21 protein-coding genes are annotated in these 20,857 nt (G+C 45.3%); 6 read left to right on the forward strand and 15 right to left on the reverse strand.

Going from position 1 to position 20,857, the window contains the following annotated elements; genetic code table 11:
* Positions 1-9: 9 nt before the first annotated feature.
* The 10 genes from ACSVDE_RS14190 to ACSVDE_RS14235 form a co-directional block, all read right to left on the reverse strand.
* Positions 10-789, reverse strand: a complete 780-nt coding sequence (locus ACSVDE_RS14190) for a 2-keto-4-pentenoate hydratase (protein ID WP_439302010.1) — start codon at positions 787-789, stop codon at positions 10-12.
* A 35-nt stretch (positions 790-824) separates the two neighbouring features.
* Positions 825-2,300, reverse strand: coding sequence for an aldehyde dehydrogenase (locus tag ACSVDE_RS14195; protein ID WP_439301522.1), 1,476 nt, complete (start codon positions 2,298-2,300; stop codon positions 825-827).
* A 56-nt stretch (positions 2,301-2,356) separates the two neighbouring features.
* Positions 2,357-2,818: a RidA family protein gene (locus ACSVDE_RS14200; protein WP_439301523.1), complete on the reverse strand. Its 462-nt coding sequence runs from the start codon at positions 2,816-2,818 to the stop codon at positions 2,357-2,359.
* Complete coding sequence (locus ACSVDE_RS14205; RefSeq protein ID WP_439301524.1) at positions 2,760-3,821, reverse strand: amidohydrolase family protein; 1,062 nt, start codon at positions 3,819-3,821, stop codon at positions 2,760-2,762. Before ACSVDE_RS14205 ends, ACSVDE_RS14200 begins: the two co-directional genes overlap by 59 nt.
* Positions 3,818-4,372: a 3-hydroxyanthranilate 3,4-dioxygenase gene (locus ACSVDE_RS14210; RefSeq protein WP_439301525.1), complete on the reverse strand. Its 555-nt coding sequence runs from the start codon at positions 4,370-4,372 to the stop codon at positions 3,818-3,820. The genes ACSVDE_RS14205 and ACSVDE_RS14210 overlap by 4 nt, the downstream gene beginning before the upstream one ends.
* Positions 4,373-4,403: 31 nt before the next feature.
* Positions 4,404-5,153 (reverse strand): IclR family transcriptional regulator, encoded by a 750-nt coding sequence (locus ACSVDE_RS14215; protein WP_226547256.1) that lies wholly within the window; start codon positions 5,151-5,153, stop codon positions 4,404-4,406.
* An 82-nt stretch (positions 5,154-5,235) separates the two neighbouring features.
* On the reverse strand, positions 5,236-6,717 hold the full coding sequence (locus ACSVDE_RS14220; protein WP_439301526.1) for a 4-hydroxyphenylacetate 3-hydroxylase family protein: 1,482 nt from the start codon (positions 6,715-6,717) through the stop codon (positions 5,236-5,238).
* A gap of 21 nt (positions 6,718-6,738) precedes the next feature.
* Positions 6,739-7,221, reverse strand: coding sequence for a flavin reductase family protein (locus ACSVDE_RS14225; protein ID WP_439301527.1), 483 nt, complete (start codon positions 7,219-7,221; stop codon positions 6,739-6,741).
* A gap of 292 nt (positions 7,222-7,513) precedes the next feature.
* On the reverse strand, positions 7,514-7,741 hold the full coding sequence (locus tag ACSVDE_RS14230) for a DUF2198 family protein (protein ID WP_439301528.1): 228 nt from the start codon (positions 7,739-7,741) through the stop codon (positions 7,514-7,516).
* A 131-nt stretch (positions 7,742-7,872) separates the two neighbouring features.
* Positions 7,873-8,295 (reverse strand): hypothetical protein, encoded by a 423-nt coding sequence (locus ACSVDE_RS14235; RefSeq protein WP_439301529.1) that lies wholly within the window; start codon positions 8,293-8,295, stop codon positions 7,873-7,875.
* Between the two features lie 152 nt (positions 8,296-8,447).
* On the opposite strand from ACSVDE_RS14235, the gene ACSVDE_RS14240 reads away from it, so the two are divergent.
* Positions 8,448-9,440: a glycosyltransferase family 2 protein gene (locus ACSVDE_RS14240; protein ID WP_439301530.1), complete on the forward strand. Its 993-nt coding sequence runs from the start codon at positions 8,448-8,450 to the stop codon at positions 9,438-9,440.
* Positions 9,441-9,447: 7 nt separating this feature from the next.
* On the opposite strand, the gene ACSVDE_RS14245 is transcribed toward ACSVDE_RS14240, so the two are convergent.
* The 4 genes from ACSVDE_RS14245 to ACSVDE_RS14260 form a co-directional block, all read right to left on the reverse strand.
* Positions 9,448-10,425 carry a glycosyltransferase gene (locus tag ACSVDE_RS14245; RefSeq protein WP_439301531.1) on the reverse strand — a complete coding sequence of 326 codons (978 nt, stop codon included), beginning with the start codon at positions 10,423-10,425 and terminating at the stop codon, positions 9,448-9,450.
* A 133-nt stretch (positions 10,426-10,558) separates the two neighbouring features.
* Positions 10,559-11,755 carry a hypothetical protein gene (locus ACSVDE_RS14250; RefSeq protein ID WP_439301532.1) on the reverse strand — a complete coding sequence of 399 codons (1,197 nt, stop codon included), beginning with the start codon at positions 11,753-11,755 and terminating at the stop codon, positions 10,559-10,561.
* Between the two features lie 15 nt (positions 11,756-11,770).
* Positions 11,771-11,935, reverse strand: coding sequence for a DUF4083 family protein (locus ACSVDE_RS14255; RefSeq protein WP_439301533.1), 165 nt, complete (start codon positions 11,933-11,935; stop codon positions 11,771-11,773).
* A gap of 102 nt (positions 11,936-12,037) precedes the next feature.
* Complete coding sequence (locus ACSVDE_RS14260; protein WP_439302011.1) at positions 12,038-13,504, reverse strand: S41 family peptidase; 1,467 nt, start codon at positions 13,502-13,504, stop codon at positions 12,038-12,040.
* Positions 13,505-13,862: 358 nt separating this feature from the next.
* On the opposite strand from ACSVDE_RS14260, the gene ACSVDE_RS14265 reads away from it, so the two are divergent.
* The 5 genes from ACSVDE_RS14265 (at position 13,863) to ACSVDE_RS14285 (ending at position 19,535) form a co-directional block, all read left to right on the forward strand.
* Entirely contained in the window at positions 13,863-15,497 is a 1,635-nt protein-coding gene (locus ACSVDE_RS14265; protein ID WP_439301534.1) for a peptide ABC transporter substrate-binding protein, read from the forward strand.
* 181 nt (positions 15,498-15,678) lie between these two features.
* Positions 15,679-16,578: an ABC transporter permease gene (locus ACSVDE_RS14270; protein ID WP_439302012.1), complete on the forward strand. Its 900-nt coding sequence runs from the start codon at positions 15,679-15,681 to the stop codon at positions 16,576-16,578.
* 26 nt (positions 16,579-16,604) lie between these two features.
* Positions 16,605-17,522, forward strand: coding sequence for an ABC transporter permease (locus ACSVDE_RS14275; protein ID WP_439302013.1), 918 nt, complete (start codon positions 16,605-16,607; stop codon positions 17,520-17,522).
* 20 nt (positions 17,523-17,542) lie between these two features.
* A complete protein-coding gene (locus ACSVDE_RS14280) occupies positions 17,543-18,607 on the forward strand; it encodes an ABC transporter ATP-binding protein (protein ID WP_439301535.1) in 1,065 nt (354 codons plus the stop codon).
* Positions 18,594-19,535: an ABC transporter ATP-binding protein gene (locus ACSVDE_RS14285; RefSeq protein ID WP_439301536.1), complete on the forward strand. Its 942-nt coding sequence runs from the start codon at positions 18,594-18,596 to the stop codon at positions 19,533-19,535. The genes ACSVDE_RS14280 and ACSVDE_RS14285 overlap by 14 nt, the downstream gene beginning before the upstream one ends.
* Positions 19,536-19,577: 42 nt before the next feature.
* On the opposite strand, the gene ACSVDE_RS14290 is transcribed toward ACSVDE_RS14285, so the two are convergent.
* On the reverse strand, positions 19,578-20,798 hold the full coding sequence (locus tag ACSVDE_RS14290; protein WP_439301537.1) for a murein hydrolase activator EnvC family protein: 1,221 nt from the start codon (positions 20,796-20,798) through the stop codon (positions 19,578-19,580).
* Positions 20,799-20,857 lie beyond the last annotated feature (59 nt).

A 20,857-nucleotide genomic window follows, 5' to 3' on the forward strand; every position in this document is an offset into this window, starting at 1 on the left:
AAACTCGAATCAAGTGAACCGAACCGTCACCTCTCCTAGTGCATTGAACGTTGCCTTGAATTCATCCCCTGGTCTCGCATCCACTGCCGCAGAAAGGGCTCCTGACAGAATGACTTCACCCGCTTTGAGTGACACTCCATAATCGGATAGCTTGTTCGCCAGCCAAGCAACACAGTTTGCAGGATTATCAAGTGCAGCAGCCCCTGTTCCTGAGTTCACCTCTTCACCATTTTTATACAGGATCATCTGTATCGACGGTAGGTCCACCGCGCGAACCGGTACTTTGTTATCGCCCAATACATATAATCCGGAAGAAGCATTGTCAGCAATCGTATCAGCCAGTTTAATTTTCCAATCTGCTACACGACTGTCCACGATCTCCAGAGCTGGTACCACATAAGCGGTTGCCTCATATACATCTTCAGCTGTCACTGTTGGACCATTTAAGTCTTTACGTAGAACAAAAGCGATTTCTGCTTCCACTTTCGGTTGAAGGACAAGTTCGGATGTGATCTCCCCACCATTTTCGATGGCCATCGTATCAAGTAAATGCCCATAATCCGGTTCTCCCACCCCTAACAAATCTTGCATCGCTTTTGATGTGAGTCCAATTTTCTTCCCGATAATCTTTTGGCCTGACTCCGTCTTCCGCCTTACATTCATCAGCTGCACTTGATAAGCTTCATGGATATCAAGATCAGGGTATACTTCTGTTAGTGGCTTAACGCCTTTTCGGTTTTTTTCTGCCGTCACTAAATGCTCTGAAAGCTCTATCACACGTTCTGTCATCATCCATTCCTTTCTGGTTTTCATGAACCTGATTACTAGAGTTTGATCGTAATATTGGATAACTCACTATAAAATTCAAAGCTATGCATACCACCTTCTCTACCGATCCCGCTTTGCTTCATGCCGCCAAATGGCGTTCGGAGATCACGCAGATACCAGGTGTTCACCCATATGATTCCTGCTTCAATCTGGTGAGCGACTCTATGGGCACGGCGTAGATCATTCGTCCAGATCGTCGTGCCGAGACCATAATGCGTATCATTGGCTTGCTCAATCACTTCTTCTTCCGAATCAAACGGCAGTACGGTTACGACTGGTCCGAATATCTCTTCACGGACGCAACGGGAATCCCGTGTCAGCCCTGTAATGATGGTCGGTTTGATGTAAAAACCTTTCTCATGACCTTCAGGCCGGTCACCACCCGTCAACACGGTGCCGCCTTCTTCCTTCGCAAGCTCGATATAACCGTTGACCCGCTCGTAGTGTTCTTTGCTGATGACTGCACCAACTTTGGTCCCTTCAACGAACGGATCCCCGACGAGAAGTTCCTTCGTTCGAGCCACAAACTTTTCCAAAAACGCCTCATAAACCGGACGCTGCACATAAATTCTCGAACCGCATAAGCATACTTCCCCTTGATTCATGAAACTCGACTTCAATGTCGTGTCGATGACCTCATCCAAATCTGAGTCAGCAAAAATGATATTCGGATTCTTTCCACCCAGTTCATAAGATAATTTTTTCAGTGTAGACGCAGCTGCCTTCATGATCGCAGTCCCTGTTTTCGTTTCGCCTGTAAAAGTGACCGCATCTACATCAGGGTGTTCCGTAATTGCTGCACCAGCTGAATCTGGCCCGAAGCCATGGACGAGATTAATGACGCCGTCGGGTACACCTGCTTCCTTACAAATTTCTGCAAGCACAGTCGCTGTCATCGGCGTCCATTCTGCCGGCTTCATCACAGCTGTATTTCCAGCCGCTAAACAAGGAGCGAGCTTCCAAGTCAACAACAGCATCGGGAGATTCCACGGGTTGATCATCCCGACAACCCCGACGGGTCTACGGATGGAATAATGGAGTGCCGTCTGATCCTGCTGGTAAGCTTCGGTTCCCATTGAAGTCAGATAGTCTGCGAAGAAATGAAAATTGTACGCTGCCCTCGGGATATCGACCTCAAGCGCCATTTGATAAGGTTTTCCAGTATCCATCGCTTCTAAGGCAGCCAATTCTTCTAATCTTTCTAAAATCAGATCGCCGATTCGACGTAAAACCGCTGAACGCTCTTGCGTAGTGAAGTCCTTCCACGGACCTTTCAAAGCTCTTTTCGCTGCAGCTACAGCTAGGTCAACTTCTTCTTTCCCGCCTTCTGCTACCTTCCCCATCACTTCCTCAGTTGCCGGGTTGATATTATCGAAGGTTTTCATATTAATAGAATCAACATAACTGCCGTCTATGAAATGCCTGCAATTGATCGGCTTTACTTCCTTTAGGATTTTCTCTTTCACTTGCATTTGGATTGAACCCTCCTTCTCTTCTGAAAAACAAATGGTGACACGATGGCCACCATTTAGTCCTCAACTTCAACGATCATCTCGATTTCAATACTTGTATTATTCGGAAGTTGCGCCATCCCTAACGCAGACCTGGCATGCTTCCCGCGTTCTCCGAACACCTCAACAAGCAGGTCGGAAGCTCCATTCATCACTTTTGGCTGGTCCGTAAAATCTTCTGTACTATTCACAAATCCCAGCAACTTCACGACCCTTTTCACTTTACTCAAATCACCCAGTTCATATTTAAGGACGCTGAGCAAATTGAGCATGGATTGTCTAGCAGCGTAATAACCTTCCTCCAAGGTAAGGTCTTTCCCGAGCTTGCCATGATACTCATCCACACCTTGACCAGAAGTGAAAATCAGTTGACCGACCCGGACGTGACTGACATAATTTCCTGCAGAAGGTCGGACCGCTTTAAGTTGAAGTCCCAGACTTTGCAGCTTCTCTTCCGGTGTCAGTACTTTCTGTTCCATTTGTCCGCCTCTTTTCGTTTACATTTAAGAATTTCAAAGCGTTTCCGCCTAAAATGGCATTCCTCTGTTCATCCGATAGACTCGTCATTTCATCAATCACATTGCCTGGAGGGATCTCCCTCAACAAGAACGGATAATCAGAACCCATCATGACCCGCTCATATCCGAAACGATCTATTAAATATTGGATGTTCAACGGATCGTAGTTCAGAGAATCAAAATAGAAGTTTTTCACATAATGGCTCGGTGGATGAGTTGTAAGCCGTAAGTGTGGCCATACTTTCCACCCTTGATCCAACCTCGGTAGGATATAAGGAAACGATCCTCCTCCATGCGCAAAACAGATCTTCAGATTAGGGAATTTCTCAATCACGCCGCTCCAAATGAGACTTGCTGCTGCCAAAGCGGTCTCACTCGGCATGCCAACGGTATACATGAAGTTATGCCTTGGCGTTCTGTCTTTGGCGAGCGTTTCCCATGGATGGATGAACAACGGAACATTCCATTCCTCTGCCATACGGAAAAATTCCTGAAACTCCGGAGCATCTAAGTTTTCTCCGTTCACATTCGTTCCGATTTCAATGCCATACAAATGAAGATCATTTATACAGCGTTCCATTTCTTGAATTGCAGCTGCACTGTCTTGCATTGGAACAGTCCCGAGCCCGAGAAATCGGTCTGGTCTTTGTTTTACCGTTTCAGAAATAAAATCGTTCTGAATCCGAGCCATTTCAAGTGCTGCATCCGTTGGTGCCCAGTAAGAGAATGTTACCGGAATAGGTGAGAGAACTTGGATATCTACACCTTCACGATCCATATCTTGAATTCGCTTTTCTGGGCTCCAAACTTGATCCGTGACCTCTCTGAACACTTTTCCACCGACCATGATATTGGCACCGCATGCACATGTCTGTTTCAAGACCGGCCAACGTTCCTGTCCGTACTTTTCCATGAAATCAGGTAGGTCATGTGGAATGACATGCGTATGAAAATCTATTCTCATTTCCACTCATCTGCTTCTTCAGGCATCATATGACCGCAATTGTCACACTTTCTGAGCTCTTCACTACTGTTGAATTGTTCGATCGCTCCTTTGACCTGTGTCTCGATATTCGTCAACTGAACAGTGACCCGATGCATTTCATGGTCACAGTTATCGCAATACCAAACGAAATCTTCGAGCTCCCCTTCGCCGCGTTTCCGTTCTAATACAATTCCGTAAGAGTCCGCTGTCCGATGGGGAGAATGAGGAACATGTGCAGGAAGCATGAAGATATCTCCCTCACCCACAGTGACAACTTCTCTTTCACCCTGGTCATTGATGCATTCCACATAGCAATTGCCTTTTACCTGATAGAAGAATTCATCAGAAGGATCGACGTGGAAGTCTCGTCTTTTATTCGGTCCACCTATGAGCATGGCAATGAACTCAGAGTCCTCCCAAAGGACTTTGTTATTCACCGGTGGTTTTAAAAGATCTTTATTATCCTCAATGATTTTCATCAAATTACCGACTCTACTATTCAAATTTGTTTTATTTGCTTTAACAGACATGATATTCCTCCTCGATTTTTTGTAAGCGCTGTCATAAAACGCTGATATAACCCAATTCATTTGAAATGGACTGAGCTGTCTTCACGACACTCTGAATGATTGTCCGGCTTTCCCTTCCTTGCATGTAAGCAATCGGTCCAACCATATTGAGCGCAGCTACGGTCTGTCCCGTATAGGACTGAATAGGAGCAGCTACTGCATACATCCCGTGTTCATTCTCATTATTAGAAATCGAATATCCCTGTTTCCGGATCTGCTTCAACTCATCCATCAACTTGTCGACACACGTGATTGTATTCGGTGCCCGTTGCAACAGCCCCATAGACAATGTAGGTTGTACGAAAGAAGGATTGAATGCTAACAACACTTTCCCTGTACTTGTACAATAAGCTGGTTTTTTCGCACCAACATATGTAGGGAGAGGCATCGAATCTTTAGAAGCTACTTTCAGTACAAACCGAACTTCGCCAGCGTCGAACATCCCGATATGCACCGTGCCGCAGTATTTCCGAATGAGATTTTCTACAATCGGAATCGCTTCGCTATAAATATCTTGCTGATACATGACATGATTGCTCCACTCTAATAACTTCCAACCGAGGCGATATTTTTTACGACTATCTTGAATGAGGATGCCTTCCTGACACAGTGTTCTTACGAGATGGTGTGTCGTACTTGGATTCATATCCAGCTTTTGAGCGATTTCCAGATTCCCAAGAGCGGGCTCCTCATTCGTAAAACAATTCAAAATTTTCGTAATTTTATTGATAGACGAAATCATATATTTACTCTCCTTGTAAACATATTTAAAAATCCGCTACGGTAGATTATTAGATAAGTGGAGAGTTTTTCCTTTTAAACTTTTAATTTTTAATCAACTGTTTTTGTGTGGCAGATGCTGTTTCTAATGCATCTTTTACCATTGGGAAGTCGTATTTTCGTTTGAAACCGTCATAGAACCAGCATAATCTTCTAAGTGGGTCACCAGAATAATACCGTTCATATTGGAGAAGTCTTTGACCGAATGCTTCACCGGATAAATCCCAGGCAAGCTTGAACAATTGAACGCGTTCTTCAGAGGAAACCCCTTCACGGCCTACATAATATTTGTCTACGATTGGCTTCAGTTCTTCATGTTCAAAGTCTGCACCCATCGGTGACATCAACAGTCCACCTGCTCCAATGGTCTGAATGATTTCAATCGCACGCGGATAGAGCTTAGGCAGCATCCCACGGATCGTTTCCAGTGGAGCTGCAGCTGGACGTAATTCACCCTGAGGCGTGGTTTCATATTCATACTCGGACACTCTTAACAAGGAGCGGATCACTTCCACCGACTGAATCAATTCACCTAATTGGGTTTTTACATTCGGATATACATCCACCCCGATTGAATCTGCAATCTTACAAGCTACTTCCATCGCAAATGAGAGCTTCACCCAACCTCGAACACCGGATTGATGTGCTGGCTGAATTCCGATTCCGGTCTTCGGATATAACAGATTCGCAGCTTCGACATTTTGATTGATGAACACTCGATTCCATGGAACGAATACATTTTCAAACACGAGAAGTGCATCCATTTCTTCAAAACGGGAAGCGAGAGGATGATCGAATAATGAACGCTTACCATCTTGCGTCGGCTCGCGGCAAATGATTTTAAGACCTGGTGTATCAATCGGCAAAGCGAAAGCTACTGCATGCTTTTCATCACCCGGCTGGAATCCTGGGAATGAGTAGATGATGACTTCGTCTGTCACAGGTGCTAATGTAGCAAGCATTTTTGCTCCACTAACGACTAAGCCATCCTCTTTCTCAGCAACCACACCAAGGTGGGTAAATTCATTCTCCTGTTCGTGGGATGCCTTACTCCGATCGTTCTGTGGATTAATGATGGCATGGGTCAAGAAAACGTCATTATCACGCACATGTTTGAAATAGTTGACCATGTTTTCTCCCCACTGCGGGTCATACTGCTCCAAAAACCACGTATTGCTAGCCATGGAAGTTACCGTCACATTCAAGAAATCCGGCGTACGTCCCATCGTACCGAATGTTGCTCTTGACCAAACTTCAAACAAGTCACTTCTTTTTTTCAGATCTTCGAATGTTTTTGGAACGAGGAAGGAGTTATTTACCCGCTCCCCTGTCTCTTCACAGACATGTGTAATGCGGTCCTGATACTTTGGATCGTGCTGCATATCGTACAGTTTTGCAATTTCATGGATCGGTTGCCGGAAAATTGGCTCAGAGTATACATCCTCGATTTTTCGACCGCCTAACCAAACTTCAGGCTTTCTCGCTTTCAACCCTTTAATGTACTGTTCACCTGTTCTTATCCCCATCCATTCTCCTCCTTTTGAAATTTACTTTTTCATATAGTTTTCAATCTCTTTCGTCTGAGAGAATCTGCCTTGATAAAAAACGAGTCCGTCCCCATCTGTGTAGCTGAAGTCTTGAACTTTTCCTACATAGAGGATATGGTCTCCCCCTTCATACGCTTCCCATGGGGAACACTCAATGGTGGCTAGACAGTCTTTGATTTTAGGTCCAAGAATCGACTCTTCCCATTCAATCTCCAACCCTTGTTGCTCTTTACCTGCAAATTGCCAGGCAATCGCTTCTTGACCGGAAGCCAGAATATTGACAATGAATGACTGTTCCTTTAATCTGTCACAAGCCTTCGCTTTTTTGTCGATTGAAACGAGTACGAGCGGTGGATCCAAGGAAACGGAAGTAAAGGAATTGACTGTAATCCCTTGTTTAACCTTATCCTCACCCGCCCAAGTCACGACGGTCACCCCTGTTGCAAACCTACCGAAACAATTACGCAACTCGCGTACGTCCATCCAGTCACCTCCAATAAGTAAAATCTGATACAACTATATAAGGAACGACAAAATCGAACAATCGGATTATTTCACATTATGAAATTTATATCAGATTTTTCTAAAAAATCTGATTAGTTAATCTTTTTATCGTATAAAGGAAACTCAGTGAAGCAAAAGCTGGCTCATGATGAGCCTTAGTTGAACTTATACTTTGTACGTAAACTTTTTATCTGCGTCTATTATCTTCTTGCTAAAAAGTTATCTTTTCTAAACGTAAAAAGAAAGCGTCTATCTCTGAAAGAAATAGACGCTAGCTCCATTTTTTGTTTACTTTTTTACCGATGCGTAGTGAAAAATAACTACCGATGAGAATCCCCGCTACTGCGGTCACGACTGTCCAGAAGCTTTCAAACTTATTGAAGATCACGACCATGACGATGATCACAAGCCCGATTGCAACGAGCCGATTATAGGTCACCCTTGCAAGAAAAGGGATCAACAGGATGGGCAAAATGAAAGCCCCGATTATTTCTAGCATGACAAAGCACGCCTCCCAACCACTTACCAAACTATGTATGTACGGTCATTATACTTCTTATCGAGGAAGCAATTCAATAATAAGCTCACGAGGCGGTCATCCCCGCCTTGATGAGCTGGTGTTTTATAGTGTTATGCGTTGCCGTAAGCGGCACCGGAAAAAGTAATCGGTCCAACGACAGATGCCTGGTTGATCAATCCCTCTGGGTTTGTCAATTCAACCGTCAGCGAGTATTTATTGAAACCGACTGGAGCGTTGAAGTCGACAGCTGTGAATGTCACAGTTTTATTCTGGATGAGCGTAATATCCAATTCATCTATCGTTGTAAAAATAACTTGCGTTCCGCGGAAGATCTTGAATAGGACGGTAGGACGGCCTGCAACTGCTTCCCATCCAATCGTAGCCTTCAAGTCTACGATATTCGGCGATTGTGTCACGTTAAGACCAAATTCCGCAAGTTTGATATTAGATGGAGATACAGGTATGACACGATCCAATGAGCCGCTGCTGTTAACCGGAGCACTTACAAAGTAATCTAGTAATTTTCTTGGCATGAAATCACCTCCACACCTCCACTATATGTAAGTATTCTCCAGTATGAATGGACAAACTGGTAGATATATTAATAGATTTGATAAGTTGATAGATTTTTCATTTATAAGATCTCGTCATCATACACTGTGGAAAAAAGAGGTGCGGTGATACTATGCGGGTATCGGTAGTGATGGCGGTCTACAATAGTGAGCTCTATTTACAAGAGGCCATTGAAAGCATATTGCAGCAAACTTATCAGCATTTTGAATTCATCATTGTGAATGATGGCTCGACCGATCGCACGAAACAAATCCTGGATCAGGTTCGAAATCAAAAGGTTGAGGTCATCCATTTAGATTGTAATGGCGGGGCAGCCAATGCTCTGAACCATGGTATACAGGTAGCGAGTGGAGATTGGATTGCGATACAAGATGCGGACGACTTAAGTCATCCTACAAGACTAGAAGAGCAGGTCCAGTATGTTCAAGAGCATCCGGACCTTGTAGCGGTCGGTACGTTGAAAAAATGCATCAGCGGAAAAATACCTGTAGAAGAGAAACGCTTGAAAAGGGAAGAGCACAGCAACTTCTTGATGGATGAAGAGCAGATGAAAAGGTATCGCTTTTATATCAATCCATTATGTCACGGTTCTATGCTGTTTTCGAGAACTGCCTTTTACAAGGCGGGTAAGTATGATCCTACATTCAGAGTATGTTATGACTACGATCTTTGGATGAGGATGTTTGAATTTGGGGAAATTCATAAACTTCCGAAACATCTTTATCATTATCGAATCCATGCCGAATCCTTAAGTAATGGGAATGACGGACAGATCAATGAGGACTGGGTCGTAGCTACGAAATACATTCATAATATCGTTTCAAAGGAGGTCGGACATCGTCCCTTCATTTCTGTGTTGGGTAATTCTCAAGCTTGTAAGGAATTTGAACGACTGGCGGAAAAATGTGATTTGAATGTAAATAGGTATATCCACTCGCCTCAACCAGACGAGGCACAAATGATCCATAATTCTTTTCTAAGTGGAAAAACGGATGCAGTCATTTTACTAGAAGGCATTCAATATCTGGCCCTCTTTCAAGAGCTTCAAAACAAAGGAATGGTATGGAATGCTTCCCTTTTTAAAATATGGGCTGGTTACTTGTAAGGCTGAGTCATAGCTGCGTCCAAATTTTGAACAGATTATCGTTAAGTGTCCACCCCATTGTTAACAACCTCTGATACAATTCCTTGAAGTTGTTCGTATCTAAAAATACAACTGCATCAGCCTGACCTTTATTAACATCGAGTTGTTCAGGATTACTGACAACCTGTATCACATTTAAATCATTCATTACTGACACATGTTCCATAAACAGATCACTAACCGGCTCTAAAGCAACAAGAATAAAACTTGGCTCTTCTACACCTTTACTCACAAGTTGATTTTTAATATGATGAGTGATCAGTCTCCATATTTCAATATAGGTCGAATGGTTATCTTGATGACTGACAGAATCACTATGAACACGATATTGATATAAGTACTGAGGTAGCTTGTGAGCTTTTGTTTTTTCTAGCATGCGCAGCCATAAACCGTAATCCTGACATATTCGATAATCTTCGTTGTACCCTCCAACATCGTCAAAGAGCTTTTTGGAATACATGGTGGAGCCGTGGCAAAAAGGACATCCCCAAAAACGGTTCTCCATGATTTCCTGATGTTCACGATACACATTAAACCCTGACTCCATCTTTATTAATTCCATCACTGGTAATTCTCCATGATTACAAATGCATTTGACGAATGTACCGAGGAGCCCTACCTCTGGGAAGCGCTTAAGATAATTGACTTGCTCTTGTATTCTCGACGGCATACTCATATCGTCTGCGTCCTGGATCGCAATCCATTCCCCGTTTGCATGACTGATTGCGAGATTTAAACAAACCGGTGTCCCTCGATTCGTTTTTTGATGAAAAACGCGTACGCGTGGGTCCTTTATTGATTCGAGGTAGTCTCTGGTGTGATCCGTCGAGGCATCATTTACAATGATGAATTCTAGATTTTTATACGATTGATTCAGAATACTATCGACTGCATCTTTCAGATATTCCCCACCGTTATATACCGCCATTACCACACTTACGAGCATTCTCTCACCTCTTGGTTCGGATTGACTTACAATAATCCTATTCTGTCCTCACACACTTTGGAACTTATGGAAATACTCGTTCGAATAAAACATAAAAAAACCGCCCTACTGGACGGTTTAGAACAATTCAATATTAACCTACAACTTTTCTACGTTTCGCTTTTTCAGGTTGGGCGAAAAGCAATCCAAGTTCGTGATGCTCATTTTCATATAGAGAGCGTTGCACGAAGCGGACATCGTTATTCGCATTCAGCACCTCCATTTTACAAAACTGGGCATTGCTCTGGACCGCTCCATAGAAGTCTTCCACTCGCTCCATCTTGCGACCATTCACCTTCACGATCCGCTCCCCGATTGAAACGTTCATTTTAGATGCTGGAGAACCTGGGATGATACCAAGCACGCGCAGACCTTCGTTCAAGGCACTGAAATAAGGGGCACGCTCCACCTCCAGCTTACGATAAAAGAGAATCAGCGCGTTTCGGCCAACGAATGCGAGCGCAACGACCCCAAAAGCGAACTGCTCCAACTCGAACCAGACCAATGTTATCGCTCCGACCAGCAAAATCACCCCGAGCCACATGAACCGTAACCCGATGTTTTTCACGACAGGCTCTGGCATGGACTGGGATACGACGTGGTGGAAGCCAATCGCAAACGGCACTAACACGACGCCAACGCTTGCTTCACCAAGCTGCAGCAATGGAAACCAGCTGTTCGACGCAATCGCGCCACCTGGAACGAGCACGAACAACGGCACGAGCCAGATGCGGCTGATGACATGCGCGCCGATGCCTTTTCCTCTTTTACCACGCAAAAGAATCGGTGAAGTGTTTTGTGCACCTACGGACATCAATAAAATGCCTTCCGCCACAACGAGAGCCGCCACTAGCAAGGCAATCATACCGAGCGAAGCCCCTTGTAAATCAGCAAGCCAGCCATCAATCAGTGTGACACCAGTTGTGAATTCCGGTAAATAAGCTGCTGCCAAAAAGGTCAGCAACCCGGCGAACACCGGATGAAATAAGTTTTTCCGTAAAGTAAGTCCTAATAGTATGTAAAACGCCGACATGACCGCAATGACCCCGAACGGCAAAAGCAGTCCTGCAAATACACTCAATAAGCAAAAGATGAGTCCGATTAAAAGTCCCGGGAAGATCCCTTTCACAAAGTCATCCATCGCGTCGTATACACGGATGTGAAAATCACTCCGTTCACGCTTGACCCGGACGACTGCATGAAACCCGATCAACAGTAAAATTACATAAAAAAGCGGGTTGAGAAAGAACCATCCCATTCCTTTAAAGATGTCCCAAACGATTTCTTGCATAAGTCTTCCCCCAGACTATTCTTTCTGTTTTTCTTCCAAAAGTCGATCAAGCTTATTATTCAGCTCACGCATTTGTTTTTGTTTGACGATCATATATTTCACCACGAAAACAATACCGGCAATTGTACCGATCAATACTATAAAAGCGAACAGCTGATACAATAGATCTCCAATGTTCATTAATGCTCCTCCTAAACCATTCGTTCCGGAAACAAAAATAAAATCCGTAGAAGGGTCATCTTCTACGGATATATTCGACAGATGCATGGTTCATCCTGCTTATTACTTATTGAAAAGGACTTCAACTGCTGTTTTCAGCTGTTGGTCGTTTTTGCCGCTATCAATCTTTTCAAGCAGTTTTTGCTCCATCAAGGACGCTGTTTCTTCATTTACTTTACCCGTTGCCGACAAGCCGTTCGCATTTTGGAATGCGCGGACTGCTGTTTCGGTCTTTTCATCAAAGTATCCGTCGTCACGTCCCGGGTTGAAACCAAGTCCTTTCAAAATCGTCTGGACGTTCTTCACCTGTTCTCCGTTCATATCAAAAGTAAGCTCTTTATCTTCAAGAGAGATCGGATTTGCACGATAGAAGTCTGGCTGCTGAACTTCGACGGTCGGCTTGACGCCTTTCTTATGGATCCAGTTGCCGTCTGGTGTCAGCCATTTGTACATCGTCAGCTTGATGTTGCTTCCATCATCCATTTCAACCGCTTGCTGGACGGTCCCTTTTCCGAAGGATTTCTCACCGACAACCTCGTATCCGCCCGCTTCTTTTAACGCAGCCGCTAAGATTTCAGATGCCGACGCACTTCCACGGTCGATCAAGGCCACGATCGGATAGTCCTTCTTACTCTTCAGTTCAGAGAAGAAGCGCTGCTTGTCGCCTGCTCTCGACTCGATTTGGACGATCGGCTCTTCATTCGTGATGAACAGCTTGGAAATATCCTGGACGGCATTCAGGAAACCACCTGGGTTACCACGCACATCGATGACGAGGCCATCCATTCCTTTTTTCTCTAAAGCCTTCAGCTGCTTTTCAAAGTCCGCAGCCGTATCTTCTGAGAATGACGTGATTTTCAAGTGACCCACTTTCTTTCCGTTTTCTTCAATGACCTCCGAGTAGACTGTTTCGATCGGAATTTCATCGCGCTTCACTTCAACCGTCAGTGGGTTGGTGACGCCTGCCCGTTTCACTTCGAGCTTGACGGTCGTTCCTTTTTTACCACGAATCTTCAAGACTGCTTCGTAAAGATCCAGACCTTTCGTACTCTCTCCGTCAATGGAGATGATCTGGTCGTGCGGCTTCAAGCCTGCCTGTTCGGCTGGGGAATCCTCGAACGGCGCCACGATCGTCACGAAACCGTCCATCATTGTCACTTCCGCTCCAATCCCCTCGAAAGAAGACTCGAGCGTGTCGTTGAATTGCTTGGCGGTCTCTTGATCCATATAGACGGAATACGGATCGTCGAGCGTGTTCACCATCCCCTGGATAGCGCCCTCCAACAGCTTTTGCTTATCCACGTCTTCTACATATTTGTCCAGAATGAGTTCATAGGTTTGTTCGATTTTATCAAACTCTTCTTCGGTCGCCGAACTTCCGACATTCAGGTTCGTTCCGTTTTCCTTCGCCTTTTCCAGTAACGAAGGCGTGCGGTCGTCATCCGAAAACAGTGTCATGCCGGCGTATGTACCACCTGCTCCGACTGCTAACGAACCGGCAGCGATCAACGCAACCACTTTTCCTTTCAAATCCATCTCTATCACCTCATCGTGTTTGCAGGAAAAGGCATCACACCTCCAAGATGCGATGCCTTCTCACATGAGTAAGGTCCCCCTTAAGTCCGTGCCGCTCGCTTACTCACTATACTATATGAACAGCTTGTTTACTTTATGAGTCATGATCATCCATTGAAAATTCACACTATATTTGCTCCTTTTAGCTTACTACAGAAAGACTGCTGAAACAACAATTCACCCTTCATTTCCTCCAGTTTTTATCCAATTGAAATAGTACCGCTTCCGTAAAATCAAACACTTTTTCATGCATATTTACAGACCGGTGAGAGAGATACTAAACCGAAATGAAAGAGAATATGGAGGTAATGACGTGCTGAACCAATTAAAAAATCACAAGAAACATATTTTCGTTGCTTTTAGTTTCGTACTCGCTTTCACGCTTCTGATTGCTGCTTGTGCACCAGGCGGCGGTGATGGCGGTGGAGCTGGCGGAGAACAGAAAATCCGCGTAAATATCAACACAGAACCATTTTCATTGAATCCTGGTCTAGCGAATGACACGACTTCAGGTGGTGTTTTGCTGCAAACGTTTGAAGGGTTAACGCGTATCGGTAAAGATGGCGAGCCTGAAAACGCGATGGCTGAAGAAATTGAGAAGTCTGAGGACTTGAAGAAGTACACATTCACGATCCGTGATGCAACATGGTCTAACGGGGACAAAGTGACTGCTCAGGACTTCGAGTACGCTTGGAAATGGGCGCTCGATCCTAAGAATGAAGCGCAATACGCTTATCAATTGTACTATTTGAAAAATGGTGAGTCTGCGAATATGGGTAAAGCGTCTGTCGATGAAGTCGGTGTAAAAGCCGTAGATGAGAAGACGTTAGAGGTAACGCTTGAGAATCCGACACCTTATTTCTTAGAGCTGACTGCATTCTACACATACTTCCCAGTCAACAGTAAGATTGCGAAGGAAAATCCAAACTGGTACACAGATGCTGGTGACAACTACACGTCTAACGGACCTTTTGTGATGACGACTTGGGAGCACAACGACAAGATCATTTTAGAGAAAAACAAAGATTACTGGGATAACGAGGTTGTGAACCTTGAACAGATCGAGATGATCATGGTCAACGATCCGAATACAGAGCTTAGCATGTTTGATAACGGTGAGCTCGACTGGGCTGGATCTCCGATGGGGACGTTGCCGACTGAAGCAATTCCGTCTCTGAAAAAGGAAGACCGTTTGAACATTGAACCGATTGCCGGAACGTACTGGTACAAGTTCAACACTGAGAAAAAACCGTTCAACAACGTAAACATCCGTAAAGCCTTTGCGTATTCAATCAACCGTGATGCTATCGTCAACAACATCACGAAAGGTGGACAAATCCCTGGAATGGCAGCTGTCCCTCCTACCATGATCGAAGAAAATGAAAAAGGCTACTTCGAAGACAACAACGTGTCTGAAGCGAAGAAACTGCTTGAAAAAGGATTGAAAGAAGAAGGCTATGGCAGTGTGACAGACTTACCGCCAATCACGCTTTCATATAACACATCCGAATCGCATGCAAAAGTAGCACAAGCGATCCAGGACATGTGGAAGAAGAACCTTGGTATCGACGTGAAGCTCAGTAACGCGGAATGGAAAGTGTACATTGACAAGCTGCACGGCGGAGATTATCAAATCGGTCGTATGGGATGGCTTGGAGATTACAACGACCCAATCAACTTCCTTGAGCTTTATAAAGAAAAAGGCGGAAACAACGATACACGCTGGCACAATGAAGAGTTCGCTTCATTGCTAGAGCAATCCGCAACTGAAACTGATGAAAAAGCTCGTCTGAAATTGTTGAAGCAAGCAGAAGAAATCCTCATGGATGATATGCCAATTGCACCGATCTACTTCTACACAAACACATGGGTGCAAAATGAAAACCTGCAAGATGTCGTCCTATCCGGACTCGGAGACGCCCAATTCAAATGGGCCTCGATGAAGTAACCAAAAATACTGCCGTACCAGGTACTGATTTAAACCCCTTGCTGCACAAGGGTTTGTAAATAGTGCCAGGCACCGTTCAGGAACCCTTGCGCCATAAGGGTTCCGAATCGGTGCCTGGCACCTCCATAAAATTAAGGAGGTGGTTCCGTTGTTCATTTACATTTTGAAACGCCTTTTTTTCATGATTATCTCACTTCTCGTCATCGTGACAGCGACATTCGGCTTGATGCGGGCAGCACCTGGTGGTCCGTTTACCGGTGAAAAAGAACTGCCGCCTGCCATCCAAGCGAACTTGAATGCGTTCTACGGTCTCGATCAACCTTGGTATAAACAATATTTCGACTACCTCGTATCCATCGCACAATGGGATTTCGGTCCATCGTTCACCTATAAAGGACAGACCGTAAACGACCTGATCAACAACGGTTTTCCGGTCTCTTTTTATCTCGGAATGGAAGCGATTCTTGTCGCCGTTGCAGTCGGAATCCTTCTCGGTACGATCGCTGCATTGAAACATAATGAATGGCAGGACTACGGAGCAATGATTGTTGCCGTACTCGGCATCTCGGTCCCTTCCTTCATCATCGCCTCGGTGTTCCAATACTTTTTAGCGATGCAGCTCGGACTTTTCCCCGTCGCACGTTGGGATTCGTTCATGCATTCCGTTTTACCTGCACTTGCACTCGCTACGACACCGATGGCTTTCATCGCCCGGCTCACCCGTTCAAGCATGCTCGAAGTGCTCAGTAACGATTACATCCGGACGGCAAAATCGAAAGGTCTCAGCAAAAACGTCATCATCTGGCGTCATACGATCCGGAACGCGTTGCTCCCGGTCGTTTCCTACATGGGACCGCTCATCTCCGCGATCCTCACCGGAAGCTTCATCATTGAGAAAATCTTCGGTGTACCAGGTCTCGGTATGCACTTCGTCACAAGCATCACGAATCGGGATTACACGACCATCATGGGTGTAACCGTATTTTTCAGTATCTTATTACTCGTATCCATTCTCCTTGTCGATATCGCATACGGATTGATTGACCCTCGTATCCAAATCGCCGGGAAGAAAGGAGACTAACGTTTATGTCTAAACAACATATGAACATGGATGATATACCGATTGAATCTCTCGAACTCGTTGATGTAAGGGCAGATGACGCAGAAAAAATCACCCGTCCAAGCCTCTCCTTCTGGAAAGATGTATGGATGCGTTTCCGGAAGAACAAGCTTGCCCTTTCAGGAGTCGTGTTGCTGGCCCTTTTATTGTTCATGGCCATCTTCGGTCCGATGATGACCCCATACAACTACTATGAAAACAATCTGGAAGCCGTTAACGAAGCACCCAGTGCAGAGCATTGGTTCGGAACCGACAATCTCGGCCGTGACATGTTCACCCGTGTTTGGGAAGGCGCTCGTATCTCCCTTTTCATCGGGTTCTCAGCTGCAGTCATCGACTTATTCATCGGTGTCATCTGGGGTGGTATCGCCGGGTTCAGAGGTGGTCGGGTAGATGAAATCATGATGCGGGCAGCCGACATCTTATGGGCTGTTCCTTACTTACTACTCGTCATCCTCCTGATGGTCGTCTTGGAACCAGGACTGACGACGATGATCATCGCGATGACCATCACCGGTTGGATCAACATGGCCCGTATCGTCCGCGGTCAGGTTTTACAATTGAAAAACCAGGAATTCGTGCTCGCTTCCCAAACGTTAGGGGCGAAAACGACCCGGGTGATGAACAAACATCTCATCCCGAACACGATGGGACCGATCCTTATTACGATGACTCTTACAATACCGAATGCGATTTTCACAGAGGCATTCTTAAGCTACTTAGGTCTCGGAGTACCCGCACCGCTTGCGAGTTGGGGAACGATGGCGAGTGAGGGTCTCCCGGCCATGCGCTACTTCCCATGGAGACTTTTCTTCCCTGCGACGTTCATCAGTTTGACGATTTTCGCCTTCAACGTCATCGGTGACGGATTACGAGACGCCTTGGATCCGAAACTACGAAAATAATGCTGAAAGGAGTGAAATCCGTGGACAAAGTTTTAGAAGTGAAAGATTTAGAAGTCTCCTTTTTTACCCATGCTGGTGAGGTAAAAGCTGTACGGGGTGTGAATTTCGAGGTCCGTAAAGGAGAAACGCTCGCCATCGTCGGCGAATCCGGATCCGGTAAAAGTGTCACCACACAATCGATCATGAAACTGATTCCGATGCCACCCGGTAAATTTGTCGGAGGCTCGATCCTCTTTGAAGGTGAAGATCTTGTCCATAAGTCCGACCGCCAAATGGAATCAATCCGTGGAAAAGATATCGGCATGATCTTTCAGGATCCCATGACCTCCCTCAATCCGACGATGAAAGTCGGTCGTCAGATCATCGAAGGATTGATGAAGCACGAAAAGATCTCTCAATCTGATGCGAAAAAACGAGCGATTGAGCTGCTCGATCGGGTCGGGATCCCGATGCCGGATAAACGTGCGAACCAATATCCGCACGAATTCTCAGGTGGAATGCGACAACGGGCCATGATTGCGATTGCACTCGCGACAAAGCCGAAGCTCCTTATTGCAGACGAACCGACGACTGCTCTCGACGTTACGATCCAAGCACAGATCCTGGAGCTGATGAATGAACTACAAGAAGAATTTGGCACATCCATCATATTCATCACGCATGACCTCGGAGTCGTTGCCAACGTCGCAGACCGCGTCGCTGTCATGTACGCCGGACAGATCGTGGAAACCGGCACAGTAGACGAAATCTTTTACAATCCGAAGCATCCGTACACTTGGGGACTGCTCTCCTCCATGCCTGACCTGACGAACGAAGAGGAAGAACTGACTGCGATACCAGGGTCTCCTCCTGACCTCGTCAATCCGCCAAAAGGAGATGCCTTTGCCCTCCGAAGCGCGTATGCGATGAAAATTGATTTCGAATACGAGCCACCGATGTTCCAAGTATCCGATACACATTTTGCAAAAACGTGGCTTCTTCATAAAGATGCACCGAAAGTAGAGCCACCGCCAGTCGTCCAGAAACGGATTCAATACTTCCGAGAAAAGAAACTAGGAAAAGGTGAACCGAATGGCAGCCGATAGAGAAAAGATCGTACAAGTGAAAAACCTGTCCAAGCATTTCAATACCGGCCGTGGGAACATTGTGAAAGCCGTCGATCAAGTCAGCTTCGACATCTATAAAGGTGAGACATTCGGGCTCGTCGGTGAATCTGGATCCGGAAAGTCAACGACAGGTCGCACCATCATCCGGCTTTACGAAGCATCCGGTGGAGAGGTCATTTTTAACGGAGAAAATGTACACGGAAAGAAAAATACGAAAGATATGCTCAAGTTCAACCGGAAGATGCAGATGATTTTCCAGGATCCGTACGCATCCCTTAACCCACGTATGACGGTAGCGGACATCATCGCAGAAGGCATCGACATCCATAAGCTTGCGAAGAATAAATCGGAACGTATGGAAAAAGTGTATGACCTGCTCGTCACAGTAGGATTGAACCGAGAGCATGCGAACCGTTATCCACATGAATTCAGTGGTGGTCAGCGACAAAGAATCGGTATTGCACGAGCCTTAGCGGTCGATCCGGAATTCATCATCGCGGACGAACCGATTTCCGCACTCGATGTGTCGATCCAGGCGCAAGTCGTCAATCTGATGAGAAAGCTGCAAAAAGAAAAAGGGCTCACTTATCTGTTCATCGCCCATGACCTTTCCATGGTCAAATACATCAGCGACCGAATCGGCGTCATGTACAACGGTCGTCTCGTGGAACTGGCTGAAAGTGACGAGCTATACCGCAATCCGATGCACCCATATACGCAATCACTTTTGACCGCAATCCCGCGTCCAGACCCGGATTACGAACGAGACCGAAAACGAACGCACTATGACCCGAAAAAGTCGAACCCCCATGATGAAGACGTGGAGTTCCGTGAAGTCAAACCAGGTCATTGGGTCGCATTTACGGAAGAACAGTACAACAAGTTCGTGCAAAGAAATGGCCAATAAAAAACAACCTCCAATTTCGGAGGTTGTTTTTATATCCTTATTTTAGAAGAATTGTCTCGGGTTGATTGCGTTTGACTTGCTTGAGTTCCATTGTCCTCTATGGATTTCAAAGTGCAAGTGCTGTCCAGTCGATCTTCCTGTATTCCCCATAATCCCAATTTGCTGTCCTTTTTCTACAGATGCGCCATTACCAACGTGACGATCTCTTAGGTGAGCGTAAACCGATGTGTATGTTTGTCCATTGAGATAGTGGGCAATAAAGACAACATTACCATAACTGCTTGAGTAGTAAGACTTGATGACCGTTCCTGCAGCTGATGCTACGACCGGAACAGTTCCACCACGTGCGATGTCGATACCAGCGTGCATGCTTCCCCAACGTGGACCGAATCCAGAAGTGAATGCTCCTGCCGACGGTTTCATGAACATTCCGCCTGTTACAGCTGGTGCAGAAGCTGAGCTACCACCACTGTTCGATTGAGCTGCACGACGTGCTGCTTCTTCTTGACGACGCTTTTCTGCTTCAAATGCAGCTTGCTGTTTCGCAAGCAGGTCACCTTCGTCTTCAATCTTAGCAAGTTCATCATGCATATGCTTTTCTTCTTCTTTCAAGTCACCAAGCAATGCATTTTTTCGTTCTACTTTTTGGTTCAAGCTTACTTTCAAGCTTTCCAATTCTTTCATTTGTGTGTTCAATGTTTCAAGCTCTTTTTCGACTTTCGCTTTCGCTTCTTCTAGTGCGATTTTATCGGCTTTATGCGCTTCTAGAATCTCTTTATCCTGCTCAGCGATCTGGTTCAATGCGAAGACACGATCCAGGAAGTCACCGAAGCTGCTTGAGCCAAGCAATACTTCTATGTACTGGACGGATCCACCGTTTTCATACATAGCTTTGACACGGTCCTTCAACATTTTGTCTCGTTCAGCGATACGCTTTTCAATGACAACGATTTCGGCTTTCAAACGCTCAATATCTTCTTTTGTCTTTTTGATTTCTTTTTCTTTCTTGTCGATTTGGTTTTCTGTTTCAGAGACCTGTTGGTCGAGTTTCTTGATTTCAGCATTTAGAAGTTCTTGGTCATGCTTGATCTTTTCAATTTCGGATTTCACTTTGTCTTGTTCTGATTTATTCGCTTCTCGTTTTTCTTTTACATCATTGATTTTGTCTTTTAGTGATTCAGCTGAAACATCGTTGTTGACCCCCGGAAAACTTCCAAGTATAAGGCCAAGTGATGCAACGGCTACGATTATTTTCTTTTTCAACCCTACATCCCCCATTCGGTTCTTCTTTTTTAATATGTAGGTCCAGAAAGCCAAGGCGG

It is taken from the genome of Pseudalkalibacillus sp. Hm43, assembly GCF_051842935.1.
Taxonomy (GTDB): domain Bacteria; phylum Bacillota; class Bacilli; order Bacillales; family Fictibacillaceae; genus Pseudalkalibacillus.